At 50.6% G+C, this 17,665-nt stretch carries 18 protein-coding genes; 6 read left to right on the top strand and 12 right to left on the bottom strand.

Annotated features, from left to right (window positions below; all coding sequences use genetic code 11):
- Positions 1-169 precede the first annotated feature (169 nt).
- From RFF05_RS15355 to rarD, 4 genes are read right to left on the bottom strand one after another with little or no spacing between them, the layout of a single operon-like run.
- Positions 170-706, bottom strand: coding sequence for a hypothetical protein (locus tag RFF05_RS15355; protein WP_409967904.1), 537 nt, complete (start codon positions 704-706; stop codon positions 170-172).
- 6 nt (positions 707-712) lie between these two features.
- A complete protein-coding gene (coaD, locus tag RFF05_RS15350; RefSeq protein ID WP_409967903.1) occupies positions 713-1,210 on the bottom strand; it encodes a pantetheine-phosphate adenylyltransferase in 498 nt (165 codons plus the stop codon).
- Positions 1,211-1,217: 7 nt separating this feature from the next.
- Positions 1,218-1,772 carry a 16S rRNA (guanine(966)-N(2))-methyltransferase RsmD gene (rsmD, locus tag RFF05_RS15345; protein ID WP_409967902.1) on the bottom strand — a complete coding sequence of 185 codons (555 nt, stop codon included), beginning with the start codon at positions 1,770-1,772 and terminating at the stop codon, positions 1,218-1,220.
- The gene (rarD, locus tag RFF05_RS15340; RefSeq protein ID WP_409967901.1) at positions 1,733-2,653 is read right to left on the bottom strand and encodes an EamA family transporter RarD; all 921 of its coding nucleotides are present in this window, start codon (positions 2,651-2,653) and stop codon (positions 1,733-1,735) included. The genes rsmD and rarD overlap by 40 nt, the downstream gene beginning before the upstream one ends.
- 279 nt (positions 2,654-2,932) lie before the next feature.
- Between rarD and RFF05_RS15335 the strand changes: the two genes are divergently transcribed.
- The gene (locus RFF05_RS15335; protein ID WP_409967900.1) at positions 2,933-3,283 is read left to right on the top strand and encodes an Asp23/Gls24 family envelope stress response protein; all 351 of its coding nucleotides are present in this window, start codon (positions 2,933-2,935) and stop codon (positions 3,281-3,283) included.
- A gap of 17 nt (positions 3,284-3,300) precedes the next feature.
- Positions 3,301-4,956 (top strand): DAK2 domain-containing protein, encoded by a 1,656-nt coding sequence (locus tag RFF05_RS15330; RefSeq protein ID WP_409967899.1) that lies wholly within the window; start codon positions 3,301-3,303, stop codon positions 4,954-4,956.
- A 64-nt stretch (positions 4,957-5,020) separates the two neighbouring features.
- Here RFF05_RS15330 and RFF05_RS15325 read toward each other — a convergent pair whose 3' ends face one another.
- A complete protein-coding gene (locus tag RFF05_RS15325) occupies positions 5,021-5,239 on the bottom strand; it encodes a helix-turn-helix domain-containing protein (RefSeq protein WP_409967898.1) in 219 nt (72 codons plus the stop codon).
- A gap of 122 nt (positions 5,240-5,361) precedes the next feature.
- On the opposite strand from RFF05_RS15325, the gene RFF05_RS15320 reads away from it, so the two are divergent.
- From RFF05_RS15320 to RFF05_RS15305, 4 genes are all read left to right on the top strand, one after another.
- Complete coding sequence (locus RFF05_RS15320) at positions 5,362-5,580, top strand: helix-turn-helix domain-containing protein (protein ID WP_409967897.1); 219 nt, start codon at positions 5,362-5,364, stop codon at positions 5,578-5,580.
- 67 nt (positions 5,581-5,647) lie between these two features.
- Positions 5,648-5,905, top strand: a complete 258-nt coding sequence (locus tag RFF05_RS15315) for a hypothetical protein (protein ID WP_409967896.1) — start codon at positions 5,648-5,650, stop codon at positions 5,903-5,905.
- 18 nt (positions 5,906-5,923) lie between these two features.
- Positions 5,924-6,313, top strand: a complete 390-nt coding sequence (locus RFF05_RS15310; RefSeq protein ID WP_409967895.1) for a hypothetical protein — start codon at positions 5,924-5,926, stop codon at positions 6,311-6,313.
- The gene (locus tag RFF05_RS15305) at positions 6,300-6,614 is read left to right on the top strand and encodes a hypothetical protein (RefSeq protein WP_409967894.1); all 315 of its coding nucleotides are present in this window, start codon (positions 6,300-6,302) and stop codon (positions 6,612-6,614) included. The genes RFF05_RS15310 and RFF05_RS15305 overlap by 14 nt, the downstream gene beginning before the upstream one ends.
- Positions 6,615-7,724: 1,110 nt before the next feature.
- Here the strand turns inward: RFF05_RS15305 and RFF05_RS15300 are convergent.
- The 7 genes from RFF05_RS15300 to uvrA form a co-directional block, all read right to left on the bottom strand.
- The gene (locus tag RFF05_RS15300; RefSeq protein ID WP_409967893.1) at positions 7,725-7,994 is read right to left on the bottom strand and encodes a zinc-ribbon domain containing protein; all 270 of its coding nucleotides are present in this window, start codon (positions 7,992-7,994) and stop codon (positions 7,725-7,727) included.
- A gap of 90 nt (positions 7,995-8,084) precedes the next feature.
- The gene (locus RFF05_RS15295; RefSeq protein ID WP_409970126.1) at positions 8,085-8,897 is read right to left on the bottom strand and encodes a carbon-nitrogen hydrolase family protein; all 813 of its coding nucleotides are present in this window, start codon (positions 8,895-8,897) and stop codon (positions 8,085-8,087) included.
- Between the two features lie 5 nt (positions 8,898-8,902).
- Complete coding sequence (locus RFF05_RS15290) at positions 8,903-9,949, bottom strand: pyridoxal phosphate-dependent aminotransferase (RefSeq protein ID WP_409967892.1); 1,047 nt, start codon at positions 9,947-9,949, stop codon at positions 8,903-8,905.
- Positions 9,898-10,107 carry a hypothetical protein gene (locus RFF05_RS15285; protein WP_409967891.1) on the bottom strand — a complete coding sequence of 70 codons (210 nt, stop codon included), beginning with the start codon at positions 10,105-10,107 and terminating at the stop codon, positions 9,898-9,900. Before RFF05_RS15285 ends, RFF05_RS15290 begins: the two co-directional genes overlap by 52 nt.
- Positions 10,108-10,249: 142 nt before the next feature.
- Positions 10,250-12,913: a DNA translocase FtsK gene (locus tag RFF05_RS15280; protein WP_409967890.1), complete on the bottom strand. Its 2,664-nt coding sequence runs from the start codon at positions 12,911-12,913 to the stop codon at positions 10,250-10,252.
- Between the two features lie 190 nt (positions 12,914-13,103).
- A complete protein-coding gene (locus RFF05_RS15275; protein WP_409967889.1) occupies positions 13,104-14,531 on the bottom strand; it encodes a MerR family transcriptional regulator in 1,428 nt (475 codons plus the stop codon).
- Between the two features lie 308 nt (positions 14,532-14,839).
- Entirely contained in the window at positions 14,840-17,665 is a 2,826-nt protein-coding gene (uvrA, locus tag RFF05_RS15270) for an excinuclease ABC subunit UvrA (protein ID WP_409967888.1), read from the bottom strand.

Genomic DNA, 17,665 nt, shown 5'->3' with positions numbered 1-17,665 from the left:
GGTGCAATCTTGTTTTCGCCACTAGATTTTCCACAATCGACACAGTGGTGAAAAAAACCTTCTTTTTCCCTTGGTGAGTTTTCACAAAATTTTCACATTTCCAACAAATGTCAAAAAAAACATCCCAGTTGGCTTACAAAAGCCAACTGGGATACAAATTCATTCTTATTTAAAACTCGCTGTCCTCATTTGTGATGGTGGGTGCAGCTGGGGTTTCATCTAGCATTTCCTTTTGCTCTTGCATTTTTGCATTGGAGGCAGAGCGGAAGCGAACACGGGATTGTTGCACCTCTTCCAAAGCCATGCGAATGGCTTCTTCGGTGCGAGCCAATGCGTCTTCAGAGTAGTCGTTGGTCACTTGGTACAGTTGGCGAGAACGCTCTTCTGCACGAGAGACAATTTGGTTGGCCTTTTCACGGGCGGTGTAAAGCACTTCGCTTTCAGACACCTTGGTTTTGGCCTCCAACTCTGCTTGGCGGAGCATACGGTCCACATCGCGCTTGGCTTCTTCTACAAAGCGTTCACGGGCGGCCAACAGCTCTTGGGCGCGCTTAATTTCAGCAGGGATTTCGTCTCGCAATTCGTCTAACAAGTCTAGGATTTCATTTCGGTCTACCATGCTTAAATTGGGCTTTAGCGCAGGGGCCTTGGCCTCCTCCACACGTTCATAAAGCATATCAATCAAGCGGCTAATTTCATTTGCCATCGTCTCTCATCCTTTCTGCTGATTCCATTTATCTTCCACCAAAGCCAACACGGCTTGGGGCAAATATCGTTGTAAGGGTTGCCCATAGCGAATCATTTCTCGCGCCATTGACGAGCTAATGTGACCATATTGGGCGCTGGCTGGCAACAGCCATGTGTCTAGCTGGGGGTGAATGCCACGGTTGATGGTGGCAAGCTGACATTCCATGTCAAAATCCGTTGCGTTGCGCACGCCGCGGATGATCGTCTCTGCCCCACGCTCCACTGCATAATCTGCCAGCAGACCGGGATAGAGCTCTGCTTCTACGTTGGGCAGATGCGCCACCGCTGTCTGCACCATAAAAAGCTTTTCCTCTGGGGTGAACATTTGGTTGGTTTTTTGGGCATTGGGACTGACACAGACCCAAATTTTATCAAACCGTTGGGCGGCACGTTCAATGATGTCCACGTGACCCAACGTAATGGGATCAAAGGTCCCAGAACAAACGGCAATTTTCATCGTCATCTCTTTTCTAGACTTCTTCACCACTGCGGTGATACACGCTCAAACCAATTTGTCCATAGCGATAGGTGCGGTGCAACACGTAAGGCGCTTGCAAGGCAGGCAAGGTGGCCCCTGCAGGATGTTCTGCTACAATTATACCATGTGGTGCCAAAATGTCAAACAATTCTATGGATAAAATTGCATTTTCTAGCAAATCCCCCTGATACGGTGGGTCGAGGAGCACCAAATCGAATTGATGACGGCGTTTTTTCACATATTCCAAGGATTCTCCAGCCACCACGCTGGCGTGTTCAGCCAAGTCCGTGGCCTTCAAATTGTCTTGAATCAGCACCAAGGCATCTTTGCGCCGTTCTACAAACACGCAACTTTTCGCCCCACGAGACAAGGCTTCTATGCCCAATTGCCCCGTTCCTGCAAATAAATCCAGCACACGGCGGCCTTCGATGTCAAACTGTAAAATGCTAAACATCGCCTCTTTCACACGGTCGGTTGTGGGGCGGGTTTCCATGCCCTCTAATTGTTTTAAGCGTCGCCCTCGGGCAATACCACTGATGACTCGCATACACGTTCTCCTTTTTGTTTTGACAATTGCCAGATTTCTGGCACAATATACACCAATACCCCCAGCCATACAAAGACAAAGAGCACAATATCATCGCCAGTGAGTACATCCCCCAGCAGCAACGCCATCAGCATTTGTAACGTAGGGTTCATATACATCAAAATCCCCACCAAGGTCATGCTGGTTTTGGCAATGCCCTTGGCAAAAAACACCAGCGGCACCACGGTGACCACCCCACTGATGGGAATGAGCCACGCTTGGCCACCCATGGCCACAAAATCCAGCGCAATGCCCTTAGAATAGTTGCTCCAAAGCAAAATGCCCACGCTGATGGGTGCCACAGCCAACAATTCGATGGCCAACACAATTTGGAAGGGTACTTTTAATGGCTTTTTCACTGCCCCATACAAAGCAAATGAGCCACCCAATACAAAGGAAATCCATGGCATTTCCCCCGCCACCGCCACGGTGTATACCACACCACACAAGGTGATGCCCACTGCCAACCATTGGCGCAAGTCCAACCGTTCCCGAAAGAAAAACAAGCCCAACAAGATGGAAATCAAGGGCGTCATGTAATAGGCCAAGCTACAGTCTAGGCGATGGCCATGGGTGTTGCACCAAATATACACCCCCCAGTTGACATAAATCAGCAGGCCAGCCGTCATAATTCGTGCCGTAAGTCTTGGGTTTTTCAGCGTTTCCCAAAGTTGTTTCCACAGATGACTATAACCAATGAGCACTGCCGCCACCACCCCAGACCAAAGGGCACGCCAGCCTAACAGGCAATAGGAATCCACATCTAACAGTAAATTCCAAAACAGGGGAAATATCCCCCAGATTACATAGCAGACCACGATATATCCAGTTTCTTTTTTCATGTGGAACCCTTCTCTTTCGTCTATAGGTCGAAATCGGTACCCTGCGGTGCCCATACCACTCCATTATAACTTTTTCTATCATACGTCATTTTCACCTTTTTTTCAAGACAATCCGCGCATTCTTTTGCAATTTAAAAAAATTTTTACTTTTCATGGCATATAATCATGGATTTCCCCTTGTACTTTTGAGGAAAAGCGTATATAATGTATACTGTATCAAAATAATGTCTCAGAATTGGATTGTCCATCTTTTGAGATGATTTGAAAGGATGAATTTTTATGGTTGAATATACATCTGAACAAGGTGCCGTATCGGTTTCTAGCAGTGTTTTTTCCAACATCACAGGCCAAGCTGCCACCAATTGCTTTGGTGTAAAAGGCATGGCATACCGTTCTATGACCGACGGACTTGTCCATCTTCTGCGCCGCGAAGCCATGAGCAAAGGTGTCAACATCACCTATAACGACGACAAAACCATTTCTATCGAACTGCATATTGTGGTGGAAAATGGCGTGAACCTACCAGCTGTGTGTCGCTCCATCATAAGCGAGGTGCGCTACGTGGTTACGAAAAACACAGGTGTCACCGTGCGTGCAATCGACGTATGCGTGGATTCCATGATCCTGTAATGGAGGACGAAGAAAACATGAACAATCAACTCACCGGTGGGCAATATAAACAAATGTTGCTCCATGGCGCTGCCGCCATCACCGCCAAAAAACAACCCCTCAACGACTTAAACGTATTCCCCGTGCCTGACGGGGACACTGGCACCAATATGTCTATGACCATTGGCGCCGCCGTCACCGAGCTAAACAAAATCGACCCCACCACCATTGACCAAGCCGCCGCCTGCACCGCCTCTGCCCTGCTCCGTGGCGCCCGTGGCAACTCTGGAGTTATTCTCTCCTTGCTCTTCCGCGGCTTTGCCAAGGGACTCAAAGGCTGTGAAACTGCAGATGCCGCCACCTTTGCCACCGCCATGCAAGAAGGTGTCTCCGCCGCTTATAAAGCGGTGATGAAGCCTGCCGAAGGCACTGTGCTCACCGTCTCTCGTCTGGCCTCCAAGGCCGCTGTAGACGCAGCCGCCGAAGGCGCAGACATCCAAGGCGTATTAGAGGCCGCCATTGCCCAAGGCCACATCACACTGGCAGAAACCACCGACATGAACCCTGTTTTGAAAAAGGCTGGGGTGGTCGATGCTGGTGGTCAAGGCTATTTGTATATCATCGAAGGGATGCTGGCCCATTTAAATGGCGAGCCTATGCCTGAGATGACCACCGTCACCGACGACGAGGAAGAAGAATCCACCAACACCTTCGACCAATTTGCCACCGAAGACATCACCTTCCAATACTGCACCGAATTCATCGTCCAACGTGAAAACACCAAAGACCCTGCCACCTTACAAGACTGGCTCATGGACAAGGGCGACAGCTTAGTGCTAGTGGATGACGAGGAAATCATCAAGGTGCATATCCACACCAACAACCCCGGCATGGTGCTGGAAAAGGCCATGACCTTTGGTAGCTTTGTCACCTTAAAGGTGGAAAACATGAAGCTGCAACACTCTCAAATCACCAGCGAAACCGCCCCTGCCGCCCCTGCCGCCCCTGCTGAACTGGCACCTGCCACCCCTGAAAAACCCTATGGCTTTATGGCTGTATGCGCTGGGGACGGGCTGGCCGCTCTGTTCACCGACTTGGGCTGTGACCATGTGGTCTCTGGTGGTCAAACCATGAACCCCTCCACCGAAAGCTTGTTGGCTGGCATCGACCGTGTGGGCGCTGAAACGGTGTTCATTCTCCCCAACAACTCCAACATCATCATGGCCGCCCAACAATGCGACGCCATCAGCGACAAAAACATTGTGGTCATCCCTTCTAAGAGTGTGCCTCAAGGCATCACCGCCATGATGAACGTGGACTTTGAAGCCCCCTCTGCCGAGGACATCACTGCCGTGATGAACGAAAGCCTGTCTTCCGTCACCACTGCCCAAATCACCTATGCGGCTCGTGATTCTGACTTTGACGGCTTTGACATCAAAGAAGGCAACTACTTGGCATTGAAGGAAAACAAGCTCTTTGGCTCTGACGCCGACTTGGACACCTTGGTGCGTCAACTGGCAGAAGAGGCCAACACCTTAGATGCTTCCTTCATCTCCGTATACTACGGTGAAGACGTCACCGAAGAACAAGCCACTGCCACAGGCGCCCTCATCCAAGAGCTGTGCCCCGATGCAGAACTGGCCATCTTGGCTGGCAATCAACCTGTATACTATTATATTATCTCCATGGAATAAGCCATGTGATATCAAAACGACCTTACCCAATCGGGTAAGGTCGTTTTTTACGTTTTTTTGGGGTTTATCGTGGCCAATGTCCATTTTTTGGTAACCCTAAGATATAATCCGCAGATACTCCATAAAATATGCACAACTGTTTTAATTTGAATATATTCATTACCTGCTGACCACTTTCATATTTATAAATCTGTTGCCGTGTGGTACCAAGCAATTGTGCTATATCCTTTTGGGTTAAATCTCTATCCTCTCTCAAAGCCTTCAATCGTTCGTGTACTTCCATACAGTCACCCCCTAGTTTCCACCATTTTAGCACGCACCTTATAAGTTTCTCTTCGCCGGAACCTTATAGGGTTCTATATTGGTTTTATGCTATTTTTGCAATTTGCTTTTGGAGGTATTCATATGACACGAACCGACGAATTTTCTCTATTTTGCCACAACGTCAAACACCTACGGATTTCCAATCAACTGACCCAGCAAGAAATGGCGCACATCATGGGCATTGGGGTCAACCAACTCAGACGCATTGAACGCAACGATTTTCCCAAGCGCTTGGGTGCTTGTGCGCTGGTCAACCTCTCTCGCCATTTTCACTGCTCCATCTCTAGCTTATTTTCTTAACTGGACAAGCACGATTTTCCGCTCAGCTGCATACACTGTGGTACACTCATTACAATTGGAGGTCACCATGGATCAACAAAGCAAGCAACTCATCTCCCAGCTCCAACAAAACCCAGCCATGCTCCGCCAGATTATGCAGTCTGGCGATGGGCAAACTCTGATGCAACAACTGACCCAAAAAGACGGTGGCGCATCTTTGCAAAAAGCCGCCACAGCCGCCGCCATGGGCAAGCCAGAGCAAATGATGGCCATGGTTTCTCAGCTCATGCAATCCCCAGCTGGGGCAGAGCTAGTGGAACGCATCAATCAATCTGTCCGAAAATAAACCAGAAAGGAGACTGCCATGGCACAATTTGACGACCAACTCAACAGCCTCTTATCCAATCCAGACAGTATGGCGCAAATTATGAATTTGGCCCAGTCTCTCTCTGGTGGCAACGCTTCTCCATCCTCCGCCCAACCTCCCACGCCCTCTGCCCCACCGCCATCTCAAAACACTGGCGGTGAGGGCTTGGGCAGTCTTTTAGGGGACACCAAAACCATCGCCAAATTATTACCTCTGGTGCAAGCCTTAGGGGGCAGTGGCGACAGCAACAGCAAACAACTTCTCTATGCTCTGCGCCCTTATTTACGGCAAGAACGACAAGCCAAAGTGGACAGGGCTGTGCAACTAGCACGGATGATTTGCATCGGTAAACAGATGCTCTCAGAATGGGGGAATGACGGTGTATAATCGCTATGTACCCAACGACCACGGACACTACACGCGCATTCCTGAAGAACCCACCGCCTCTGCTCCACCGTCTCAATCGCCACCGCAATCCAATCAACCGCCACCGCCCACCCCTCCGCGGAACAAGCACCTACCCACAGGGGATGGCATCAATGAGTTGCTCCGCTCCACCTTAGACAAGTTTCACCTTCAAGACATTGACACAGGCGATCTTATTTTGCTAGGACTGTTGTGGTTTTTATTTCGGGAAGATGCCGACGAGGAGCTGTTGTTTGCCCTCGGGCTGTTGTTGATATTGTGATGATGGTACATGTTTTTTCACTGCCGTGGGGGCTTTCTTTTTCTCCACTGCCGTAGAGGCGCTCGCCGCGCAGGCTTTCTTTACTTCCGCCCCTTGTAGGGGCGGTCAATCCTTTACCCTGTGGGACTTCTCTTTTGATAAACTTTTCCCACTGCCGTGGGGGGGCGCTCGCCGCGCGGGCGTTACTTTGCAAAGAAGCAAAGTAACCAAAAATCTTGCACGTGGCAGATGACCACGCGTGGTCATCTGTCTCACGTGCTCCCATTTTATACGGATGGTACGAATGAGTGGGTGCGGTGCTATTGGGTGCGTTTGTCACATCCGTTCGGCTTATCGTGTGGGATGCGCGAACCAACGCTGATTGCTGCCGCACGTTTGTCGTACGGGGACGTTGTACCACGCATTTGAGGTGCCTAAGGTTGTGGACGTCGATGGGTGCGGTGGCGCTGGGGTGGCGTTGACCTGCAGTCAACTGGGTGTTGGGTGGTGCTGGCATCCTTGTAGGGGCGGCTATTAGCCGCCCGTCTTACCCAACGCTACAGCACTATACCTCCCTTCACACCCTAGGCACCCCAAAGAAATGGCAATATCTTTCCATAACATTGCAACAGGGCGAAGCCCGAAAGGACAAGCAGAGACAAATCAGGCCACTCGGTGCCGTTCAAAAAACCAAAGCATTCCAGTGATGAACCCCCGTAAAAGCCCTTTTTTTCACTCGACCGCAGTCGCCGTGAAAAAATCGTTTTTTGATTCTTTTTTTCGACAAAAAAAGAATGCCCCACCGGCAGGTGACCCGTCCGGTAGGACACCCCTGCGGCAGCAGACCGCCCCGTAGGGGCAAATGAAGTCATTCAGAGTAAATCGGAAAACGGACGCCCAATGGGCGCCCCTACGATGGGGTGGGGGGAACACCCCACCGGCAGGTGACCGCCCCGTAGGGGCAAAATCCAACAATTCAAAGTGAATCGGAAAACGGACGCCCAATGGGCGCCCCTACGATGGGTGGAGGAAACGCCCCCACGGACAGGTGACCCTTGCGGTAGCATAAAAAAATAAAAAAAGACGCTACTTACGTAGCGTCTTTTTCTTATAAACAATATCAGTTATTGCTTAGCGGTTGGAGAAACAATCGCTGCAATACACAGGACGATCGTTGCGGGGTTGGAAGGGAACTTGGCAGGTAGTGCCACATTCGGCGCACACAGCTTCGAACATTTGGCGTTGTTGACCACCGGCATTGCCCTTACGAGCCATACGGCAGGACTTGCAGCGCAGGGGTTCGTTGGTGAAGCCCTTTTCTGCGTAGAACTCTTGTTCGTTGGCGCTGAAAGTGAACTCCTGTCCGCAATCTTTGCAGACGATAATCTTGTCTTGATACATGGAAAAAACCTCTTAAATATTTACTTCGCCTTATACAGCGATAAAGTTAGTATACTCCCTATTGGAAAGGAAGTCAATAGAATAATGAAATTAATTTAAAATTTTGTACAATTTAGTTTGACGTGCCTTCAAAATCGGTAATTGTTGTCGAATTTGAGAACATTTCTCAAATTCGAGGGTGGCCACCAAAGTCTCTGCCTCTCCACCGCCACGACACATCACCGTCCCCCACGGGTCAACCGCAATGGAATTGCCATAAGACACATAAGAAGCGGTTTCATCCCGTGCAGGCGCCACACCAATGGTATAAAGCTGGTTGTCCACCGCCCGTCCACGGAACATCACTTCCCAATGGGCAGGGCCTGTGGTCATGTTAAAGGCGGCAGGGCAGATAATCGCTTGCGCCCCAGCTTGCCCCATGGTCATTGCCAGCTCTTGGAACCGCAAATCAAAGCAGATGCACAACCCCAATTTGCCAAATTCTGTGTCAAACACGGTGGCTTTGTCACCAGCGGACAAAGTCTCTGATTCTTGGAATCGTTGACCGCCTACCACGTCAATATCAAAGAGATGGGCTTTGCGATGACAGGCAATTTCCGCCCCTGTGCGGTCATAGACAAAGCTGGTGTTATACAGCTTCTCCCCTTCCGCTTCAGGCAATGACCCTGCCACAATATAAATCCCCAATTCCTTAGCAAGGGCAGACATTGCCTGTTGCACCTGTCCACCACGAGGCTCTGAAAAGTGCCAAAATTGGCTGTTTTCATAGGGACTACAAAACATTTCTGGCAAGACAGCCATGTCAATGTGTTGGCAAGCGGCATCCCGAATACGAGACACCGCTTGCTCTAGATTGGCTTTTTTATCTGCCACCACAGGCATTTGTATCAGCGCAATCTTCATGGCGCTCACACGCCTTGTTGTTGGTTGTATTGGGCAACTGCAAGACCCAACAATTCCATAGAACGCGCCAAGTCTTGGCAGTTCAAAATGTAGGCAATGCGGATTTCATTGGTGCCCTTACCTTCGGTAGCATAGAAGCTGGCACCAGGGGCAAACATCACCGTTTCGTTATTGTCTTCAAATTCTTCCAAGAGCCAAATGAGGAACTTGTTGGCGTCATCAATCGGCAAGGAAGCCATGATATAGAACGCACCGCCAGGGCATTGGCACACGGCGCCGGGGATGTTTCCCAGACCAGCCATCACCGTGTCACGGCGCTTTTTATATTCTTCACGGACAGCGGTAAAATAATCCCCATCCATAGCGTAGAGAGCAGCAGCGCCCACTTGTTCCAAGGTAGCGTTGCTCAAACGGCCTTGGCACAGCTTCAGTGCTTGTGCCATAAAGGCTTGGTTGCGGCTAATGATGGCACCCACACGGGCACCGCAAGCGGAAAAGCGCTTGGAGATGGAATCGATGATAATCAGACGGTCGGCAATGTCTTCATAGACCAACATGGTTGCCAAATCTTCCCCACCGTAGACAAATTCACGGTACACTTCGTCGCTGATGAGCCACAGGTCGTGTTCCTTGGCAATGTCAGCCATGACACGCATTTGCTCTGGGGTCAAGACAACGCCAGTGGGATTGCCGGGGTTAGAGATGAGAATGGCACGGGTCTTGGGTGTGATTTTGGCTTCAAAGCGGGATTTTTCGGCGTAGAAATACCCTTCTTCTGGGGTGGTGGGCACAGGCACAATGTCGGCATTGGCAATGGACACAAAGGTGTTATAGTTGGGATAGAAAGGTTCGGGAATGAGGATTTCATCACCCACATCCAAGATACAGTTCATGACAATTTGCAACGCTTCACTACCGCCCACAGTAGAGAGCACTTCCTTATTAGACAGCTTGATGCCCAGTGAACCATAATAGTCCACCACAGCGGTCAAATATTCGTTTACACCAGCACTATAAGCATATTCGAGAACATTTTCAGAGAAATTCGCCACACCATCAAAGAAAGCCTTGGGGTTTCCACATCAGGTTGACCAATGTTCAAATGATATATATTGCGTCCTTTTTCCAACGCCTTCACTTCGTAATCGTGAAATTTACGCATGGGGGACAGTGTGCATTTTTCGATTTTACTAGAGAACTTAAATTCCATGAGAGTATCCTTCTTTCGATTTTTGAGGTATAGTGTAACATCGTAAGGTCGGATTCTATATCCGCCTGCAAACAGAGTAGGCACCTCCATCGGGCGGATATGGAATCCGTCCCTACAACATTAAATTACATGATTTAGGCAGTTAAAATGGGGCTTCGTCAGCATCGGCAGTGGGTGCCACTTCTGCCACACCTTCTGGGGCGTCTGGCACAGTCACGCCACCAGATTGCCGCTCTTGCCACTGGGCTTTGGAAATCAGCAATTGACGGGGCTTTGACCCTTCAAACGGACCCACAATGCCTTGCTCTTCCATCTGATCCACCAGACGGGCGGCACGGGAATAGCCCAACTTCAAACGACGCTGTAACATAGAAACAGACGCTTGCCCTGTCTCAATCACAACTTCCACCGCCGCTGGGAACAGCTCGTCCCCATCGTTGGCGCTATCCAAATTGGCAGAGGCATTGCCACCACCGCCACTGGATTTCCCCCCTTTTTCCTTTTCTTTGACAGATTCTTCAATCTTTTTCAGCACTTCGTCACTATACTGGGCTTCCCCAGACTGCTTGACAAAGTCTACCACATCTTGAATTTCCTCAGGGGAAATGAAACAACCTTGCACACGGGTGGGCTTGCCAGCACCAAGGGGTGCATACAGCATATCGCCTTTACCCACCAGCTTTTCAGCACCTTGGGTGTCCAAAATGATGCGGGATTCCAAAGACGATGCCACTGCGAAAGCGATACGAGAGGGGATGTTGGCCTTCATCAAACCCGTGATGACGTCCGCAGAAGGACGTTGGGTGGCGATGACCAAGTGCATCCCAGCGGCACGCCCCATTTGTGCCACGCGGCAGATGGATTCTTCCACTTCTTTGGCCGCTACCAACATCAAGTCAGCCAATTCGTCGATGACCACCACCACAGAGGGCAGGTGATTTAATTCTTCACTGGTTTTGGCTAAGGCATTGTAGCCCACCAAGTCTTTGACATTGTTTTCAGAGAACAGCTTGTACCGTTTCATCATTTCAAACACAGCCCATTGCAAGGCACCAGCCGCCTTTTTGGGGTCGGTAACCACGGGAATGAGCAGGTGGGGAATGCCGTTATAAGGGGCAAGTTCCACCATTTTAGGGTCCACCATGATAAAGCGGACATCCTCAGGGGTGGATTTATAGAGCAGAGAAATAATCAACCCATTGGTACACACGGATTTACCAGAACCAGTGGTACCTGCCACCAACACGTGGGGCAGACGGGCGATGTCACCGATGATGCTTTGACCGCCAATGTCTTTGCCCACAGAGAAGGCCACATTGGATTTATGCTCTGTAAAATCACGAGATTCCAGCACTTCACGGAGCACAACAGGGGTCACATGGCGGTTGGGCACTTCGATGCCCACCACGGAAATTTTTTCAGGAATGGGGGCAATCCGCACCCCAGAAGCGCCTAGCGCCAAAGCAATATCATCGGACAAATTGGTCAGCTTAGACAACTTGACCCCTTTGTCTAACACAAATTCATACCGTGTGACTGCAGGGCCATGCACCACTTCAGAAGGCTTGGCTTCCACATTAAAGCTAGACAGGGTCTCTGCCAAGCGACGGGCGTTATTGCGCAGTTCCGCCCCAGCTTGGGTCACGTCGCCACTATGGCCTTCGTGAAGCAAGGTAATGGGTGGGAAACTGTAGGAAGTTTCTTCTTCGTGCATGGTTTTTTCAATTTCAGCGGCAATTTCTGCCGTGGCCGATTCCACCTCAGCATGGGCAGATTTGGCCTTTTCTTTCACCGTAGGCTCTTTTTCCAACGGTGGTAATTCATCAGCCAACGCCGTGGGCGCCGCCACACTGGGAGGCGCCAATGGTGTCACAGGTGCCACAGGCGCAGGGGCAACAGGCGCCGCTGGTGCAGGTGCCGCTGGTGCAGGGGTGGCAGGCGCAACAGGTGCAGTTTTCGGGGTGGACAGCACCTGATCTGGGGTTTGGATATGGTCCTCTTTAGAGCGGAAAAAGCCTGTCAAACCAGCCTTTTTCTCCTTGGGTTGGGGTGCTGGGGTTTCCCCATCTAAAGGCACATGGATATTGGGTTTTGTTTTGGTTAAGGGAATGGAGGTTTGGACAAAGACATCATCTTCTGCCGATTTTACCGCCTTGGCAGGTTTTGCCGCCTTGGGACGGGGGGCAGGACGCTCCACTGGTTCGTATTGAGGACGCTCTTTGTAACGGCTCCACAGTTCCATAGGTGTCACCCGTGCCACCATCATACCCTGTCCTGCAAGGACAATGACAAACAGCACCGTTGCCACCACAGAAGACAAGGTTGCGCTGACACCCAGCGCCAAAATCCCAGAGACAAAGCCCCCAGAGCTTAGCGCCATACCTGTGGTGCACAGTTCCCCCACCACGGCCACAGAACCGCTAAAAACTTCCTTGCACAGGAAAATATGTGCCAGCACGCCAATGGTGATGGGCATGGTTAAAACAGCGGTGAGGCGATGCTTCACAGGCTCGCCATAATGGAAAATCAAACAGAATCCACCCAAAGCCAATGCTGGTGCCACCAGCCAATAACCGTAGCCAAACATAGCCTTCAGTCCCAGTGCCAAATAATTGATGAACAACGCTTCAATGCCGATATAGGTCACCAGAACACACAGTGCCAAAACCAATAATACAGCGCCCCACAGTTCTCTACGCACAGGGGAAGCAGGCGCAGGCTTTTTCGCCGTAGTCTTGCGTTTTGTTGTGGTGGCTGTGCTGGCCGCAGCAGTTTTAGTAGCAGGCTTTTTTTGTGTCGTAGCCATGGCAAATTCTCCTTTGTGTAATGGTATCTATTTCACATCGTGCCACGCCAAAATGACGTACCGCGACAGTTATTTTTAGTATAACACACTCATTTTGTAATTTCCAGAGATTTTTTCGATGTAACGTGGAAACTGCACAAAAAAAATCATGGGATTTCGTAACTTCATACGAAATCCCATGATAGGTTTCTCATTTTACCATGGTAAAGGCCATGTTACACCATTGCTGCTCTGCGTCCACATCTGCCCAGAGTTGGTTATTGTCCATCAGGTTATAGCCTTCGTAGTCCACTTCAGAGCGGATGGTGACCCCACGAAGGGTAAATTCATCCACACGGTCAAAGGGGTTTTCTGCCAGTCGTTCCATGGCGTCATTGATGTCCCCATTGAGGAAGGTGCCCCCTTTTTGTGGGCCCACAAAGGCCAGCATGGCCAAAATTCTAGCGTCTACATAGCCCCTAACAATCATGTCATGATCCACAACGGCCTCAAAGCCCACTTTGGTCAAATAGCCATCTTCCTCTTCAAAGGTAAACACTGGCACTACGTCGCTGACACCCCAATCAATGACCACTCCATTGCTGGGAACAGGGTCTTTTTGTAGCACACCAAATTCATCCATGGTGTAGCCACTGGCATCGTAATAGGCGCACATTTCATTGTAGTTTTCTGCAAACTCTGCCACGGTCATGTTGCCGTCGCCACCGGACACACCCACAGTAGAAGCCGCCAAAAAGGTCATACCAAACATGGCACCTGTGATGGCCAAATAACCTAGCACACGGCGAGCGTCCCATGGCTTGACCACAAGGCAAGAATCCTCTTCCCATGGCAGTGACTCTCCACGCTCATAAGTGCGATAGCTGGCGTAATTGCGCCACCAATCCACAAGAGGAATGTACCAGCCTTGCCCGTATGTACTCACGCCAATCAAGCGGTTCCACCCTTGTTGCCATGTGAGCCTGCCACCCTCTTCATGGGTGACAGACAAGCCCAACACCCATTTGCCAAGGGTGGTGCCCCAGTATTTTAGCAGCAGTGGTTCTATGGCGAACATCGCCCCTACACTGAGCACCGTTTTAAGAATGCTCCACCCTGTGCCTGTGTTGGCTAAATTCAACCCAAACACCAAAATCGCCACCATGGTAATGACCCACCCATACACCGACATATCTAGCCCACGGGCGAAAAGCCGCCGCCATGGGGCGAAAATGTGGGGAAGGGTGTCCCCTTCCAGTGGGTTTTCTTGGGTGGGATTTTCCAGCAAGTTTAAGTAGTATCCTGCGTCTAAGGTTTGATAACACACATGGTCGTCTTGGAGTTTTTGGCACACCCTTTGGGCTTGGGCAAGCGCTTGACGCTCTATGGATAGCCGTTCCATGTGGGTTTGGAGCACCGTTTCCAGCACCAAATCTCCCATGTGGATGGCTTTGATGTCCTCTAGCGATACACGCAACGTACGCAGTAGCTTAATCCGCTGTAGGGTTTCTATATCGTTTTGACTGTACATCCGATAGCCGTTGTCCCCACGCTGTGGATTGAGCAGTCCTTGGGATTCGTAAAATCGAATGTTGGCTCTGGTCATGCCAGATTGGAGCTCTACCTCTTTAATTTGCATGATGGCGCCCTTCTTTCTTTGGGGTGGGGTGGATTGTGTGTTGTCTCACGGAGGACAGGAGGGGATGGAACCCCTCCCCTACATTCTTTGGTGATGAGGGAACGGTGTGCGTACGACGCACACCCTACAACCAATTTCGTAGGGGGCAGCGTCCTCGACGCCCCGTCCCCATGGGCTCCACCCATCCCCTATTTCCACCATCATACACCATCAAGTGGGTTTACAGTCAAGCGTTTTATCACAATTTGCTCAAAAAAACATGGTAGGAGCACCACATGAATGCCCCTACCATGATAGAAAACTGTAAATCAGCCTAAAATCTTCTTTAAATAGTACCCAGTGTGGCTGGCTTCACACTCCGCCACCTCTTCAGGCGTCCCCACGCAGACGATGGTGCCACCGCCGTCGCCCCCTTCTGGGCCTAGGTCAATGAGATGGTCAGCGGACTTCACCACATCCAAATTATGCTCAATGACCACAACTGTATTGCCAGAGTCCACCAACCGTTGGAGCACTTCTAGCAATTTGCCCACATCGTGGGTGTGCAAGCCTGTGGTGGGTTCGTCCAAAATATAAATCGTCCGCCCTGTGGCACGCTTGGATAGCTCGGTGGCCAGCTTCACCCGTTGGGCTTCGCCACCAGAGAGTTCGGTAGACGGTTGGCCTAATTTCACATAGCCCAAGCCCACATCTTGCAAGGTTTGCAATTTGCCATGGATTCTGGGAATGGCGGAGAAAAAGTCAGTGGCTTCATCCACGGTCATCTCCAACACTTGGGCGATGTTTTTGCCTTTGTACTTCACTTCCAAGGTTTCACGGTTATACCGCAACCCTTTACACACTTCGCAAGGCACAAAAATATCAGGCAGGAAGTGCATTTCAATTTTCAACACACCGTCCCCAGAGCAGGCTTCGCACCGCCCACCACGGACGTTGAAGCTAAACCGCCCAGCGTTGTAGCCACGGCTTTTTGCCTCCTGTGTGGCGGCAAAAAGGTCGCGAATGTCGTTAAACACCCCTGTATAGGTGGCAGGGTTTGACCGTGGCGTGCGCCCAATGGGGCTTTGGTCAATGTCCACCACTTTGTCCAAATGCTCCAAGCCCAAAATCTCTTTACACTTGCCAGCATGAACCTTCATGCGGTTTAATTGACTGCCCAAACGCTTGAACAGCACCTCATTGACCAAAGAGGATTTACCGCTCCCAGACACCCCAGTCACCACGGTGAACAGCCCCAATGGGAAGGTGGCATCCACAGATTTCAAGTTGTTTTCCGTGGCACCGATCACCTGCAAACAGTTGCCATTGCCTGTGCGACGACTTTGTGGCACAGGGATTTGACGGCGACCAGACAGGTATTGCCCTGTGATAGAATGCTCCACCGCCATCACCTCTTGGGGGGTACCAGCGGCAATGACTTCACCGCCGTGAATCCCAGCACTGGGGCCAATGTCCACCAGATAGTCGGCGGCACGCATGGTGTCTTCGTCGTGTTCCACCACGATTAAGGTGTTGCCGATGTCACGGAGGTGGCGCAAGGTGCCTAAGAGTTTATCATTGTCTCGTTGGTGCAAGCCAATGGAGGGTTCGTCTAAAATATAGAGTACACCCACCAGAGAAGAACCAATTTGGGTGGCCAAGCGAATGCGTTGGCTTTCACCCCCAGACAGGGTGCCAGCGCTACGGCTCAAGGTCAAATACCCCAAGCCCACCGATTGCAAAAAGCCCAATCGCTCCCGAATTTCCTTTAAAATCCGCTCCGCAATCAACAGCTGTTGCGCTGTCAATTCCAATGCGTCAATCCACCCCAGACAATCCACCACGCTTTTGGTGGTGAAGTCGTGGATATTACTGCCACCCACGGTGACCGCCAAGGATTCTTTGCGCAGACGTTGCCCATGACAAGTGGGGCAAGGGGACTGGCGCATCACCTGTTCCAATTCCTTTTTGGTGCTGTCACTTTGGGTTTCTTGATACCGCCGTTGGAGGTTGTTGCAAATGCCTTCAAAGGCTTGGTACAGCACCCCTTTGCCACGGGGTTGGTCGTATTTCAGCTCCAACTTTTCCCCTTTTGTGCCGTAAAAAATAATCTCTTTGGCTTCCTCCGACAAAGTATTCCAAGGGTCTTTCAGAGAAAAGTTGTACTTTTTCGACAGAGCTTCAAAATACATCCGCCCCACCCCATCAGAACGGATAGAATTCCACCCAGAGGCAGAAATGGCACCATCTAAGATGGATTTTGTCTCGTCCTCTACCAACAAAAGTGGGTCAACCACCAGTTGAGAACCAAGCCCTGTGCAGGTGGGACAAGCCCCAAAGGGGTTGTTGAACGAAAACATCCGTGGGGTCAATTCCTCCATAGAAATGCCACAATCTTCGCAGGCATAGTTTTGAGAAAAGGTTAAATCCTGCTCCTCTCGCAACAGATTAATCACCACAATACCCCCACTTTGGGCACTGGCGGTTTCCACACTGTCGGTGAGGCGCTGATGAATATCGGGGCGGATGACAAGGCGGTCAATGACTAGGTCAATGGAGTGCTTTTTGTTTTTCTCCAGTTTAATCTCTTCCGACAAATCATACACCAAACCATCCACGCGGACACGGACGTAGCCAGATTTCCGTGCATCGTCTAAGATTTTGGCGTGCTCCCCTTTTTTGCCACGAATCACAGGCGCCATCACTTGAATGCGAGTGCCTTCTTCTAGGGAGAGCACTTGGTCGATGATTTGGTCGATGGTCTGTTGGAAGATTTCCTTCCCACAGCTAGGGCAATGTGGGGTGCCCACTCTGGCCCACAGAAGGCGCAGATAATCGTAGATTTCTGTCACCGTGCCCACGGTGGAGCGTGGGTTTTTGCTGGTGGTTTTCTGGTCGATGGAGATGGCAGGGGACAAGCCGTCAATGCTGTCCACGTCTGGCTTTTCCATTTGGCCTAAAAACATACGGGCATAGGAGCTTAAACTCTCCACATACCGCCGTTGCCCTTCGGCATAAATGGTGTCAAAGGCCAGAGACGACTTGCCACTGCCCGACACCCCTGTCACCACCACCAGTTTGTCCCGTGGCAGGGTGAGGGAAATATTTTTCAAATTGTGCACACGGGCGCCTTTGACGATGATGTTTTCTTGCAT

Origin of the sequence: Bengtsoniella intestinalis, from assembly GCF_039719005.1 — a bacterium.
Classification (GTDB): Bacteria; Bacillota; Clostridia; order Oscillospirales; family Oscillospiraceae; genus Oscillibacter; species Oscillibacter intestinalis.
The sequence above is the reverse complement of the archived record's forward strand: the minus strand, read 5'-3'. Positions and strand labels throughout refer to the sequence as shown.

Bases quoted from the DNA above. Each gene is read 5' to 3' on its own strand.
- RFF05_RS15355 (WP_409967904.1), bottom strand. From the start codon at position 706: ATGGCAAATGAAATTAGCCGCTTGATTGATATGCTTTATGAACGTGTG.
- coaD (WP_409967903.1), bottom strand. From the start codon at position 1,210: ATGACGATGAAAATTGCCGTTTGTTCTGGGACCTTTGATCCCATTACG.
- rsmD (WP_409967902.1), bottom strand. From the start codon at position 1,772: ATGCGAGTCATCAGTGGTATTGCCCGAGGGCGACGCTTAAAACAATTA.
- rarD (WP_409967901.1), bottom strand. From the start codon at position 2,653: ATGAAAAAAGAAACTGGATATATCGTGGTCTGCTATGTAATCTGGGGG.
- RFF05_RS15335 (WP_409967900.1), top strand. From the start codon at position 2,933: ATGGTTGAATATACATCTGAACAAGGTGCCGTATCGGTTTCTAGCAGT.
- RFF05_RS15330 (WP_409967899.1), top strand. From the start codon at position 3,301: ATGAACAATCAACTCACCGGTGGGCAATATAAACAAATGTTGCTCCAT.
- RFF05_RS15325 (WP_409967898.1), bottom strand. From the start codon at position 5,239: ATGGAAGTACACGAACGATTGAAGGCTTTGAGAGAGGATAGAGATTTA.
- RFF05_RS15320 (WP_409967897.1), top strand. From the start codon at position 5,362: ATGACACGAACCGACGAATTTTCTCTATTTTGCCACAACGTCAAACAC.
- RFF05_RS15315 (WP_409967896.1), top strand. From the start codon at position 5,648: ATGGATCAACAAAGCAAGCAACTCATCTCCCAGCTCCAACAAAACCCA.
- RFF05_RS15310 (WP_409967895.1), top strand. From the start codon at position 5,924: ATGGCACAATTTGACGACCAACTCAACAGCCTCTTATCCAATCCAGAC.
- RFF05_RS15305 (WP_409967894.1), top strand. From the start codon at position 6,300: ATGACGGTGTATAATCGCTATGTACCCAACGACCACGGACACTACACG.
- RFF05_RS15300 (WP_409967893.1), bottom strand. From the start codon at position 7,994: ATGTATCAAGACAAGATTATCGTCTGCAAAGATTGCGGACAGGAGTTC.
- RFF05_RS15295 (WP_409970126.1), bottom strand. From the start codon at position 8,897: ATGAAGATTGCGCTGATACAAATGCCTGTGGTGGCAGATAAAAAAGCC.
- RFF05_RS15285 (WP_409967891.1), bottom strand. From the start codon at position 10,107: ATGGAATTTAAGTTCTCTAGTAAAATCGAAAAATGCACACTGTCCCCC.
- RFF05_RS15280 (WP_409967890.1), bottom strand. From the start codon at position 12,913: ATGGCTACGACACAAAAAAAGCCTGCTACTAAAACTGCTGCGGCCAGC.
- RFF05_RS15275 (WP_409967889.1), bottom strand. From the start codon at position 14,531: ATGCAAATTAAAGAGGTAGAGCTCCAATCTGGCATGACCAGAGCCAAC.
- uvrA (WP_409967888.1), bottom strand. From the start codon at position 17,665: ATGCAAGAAAACATCATCGTCAAAGGCGCCCGTGTGCACAATTTGAAA.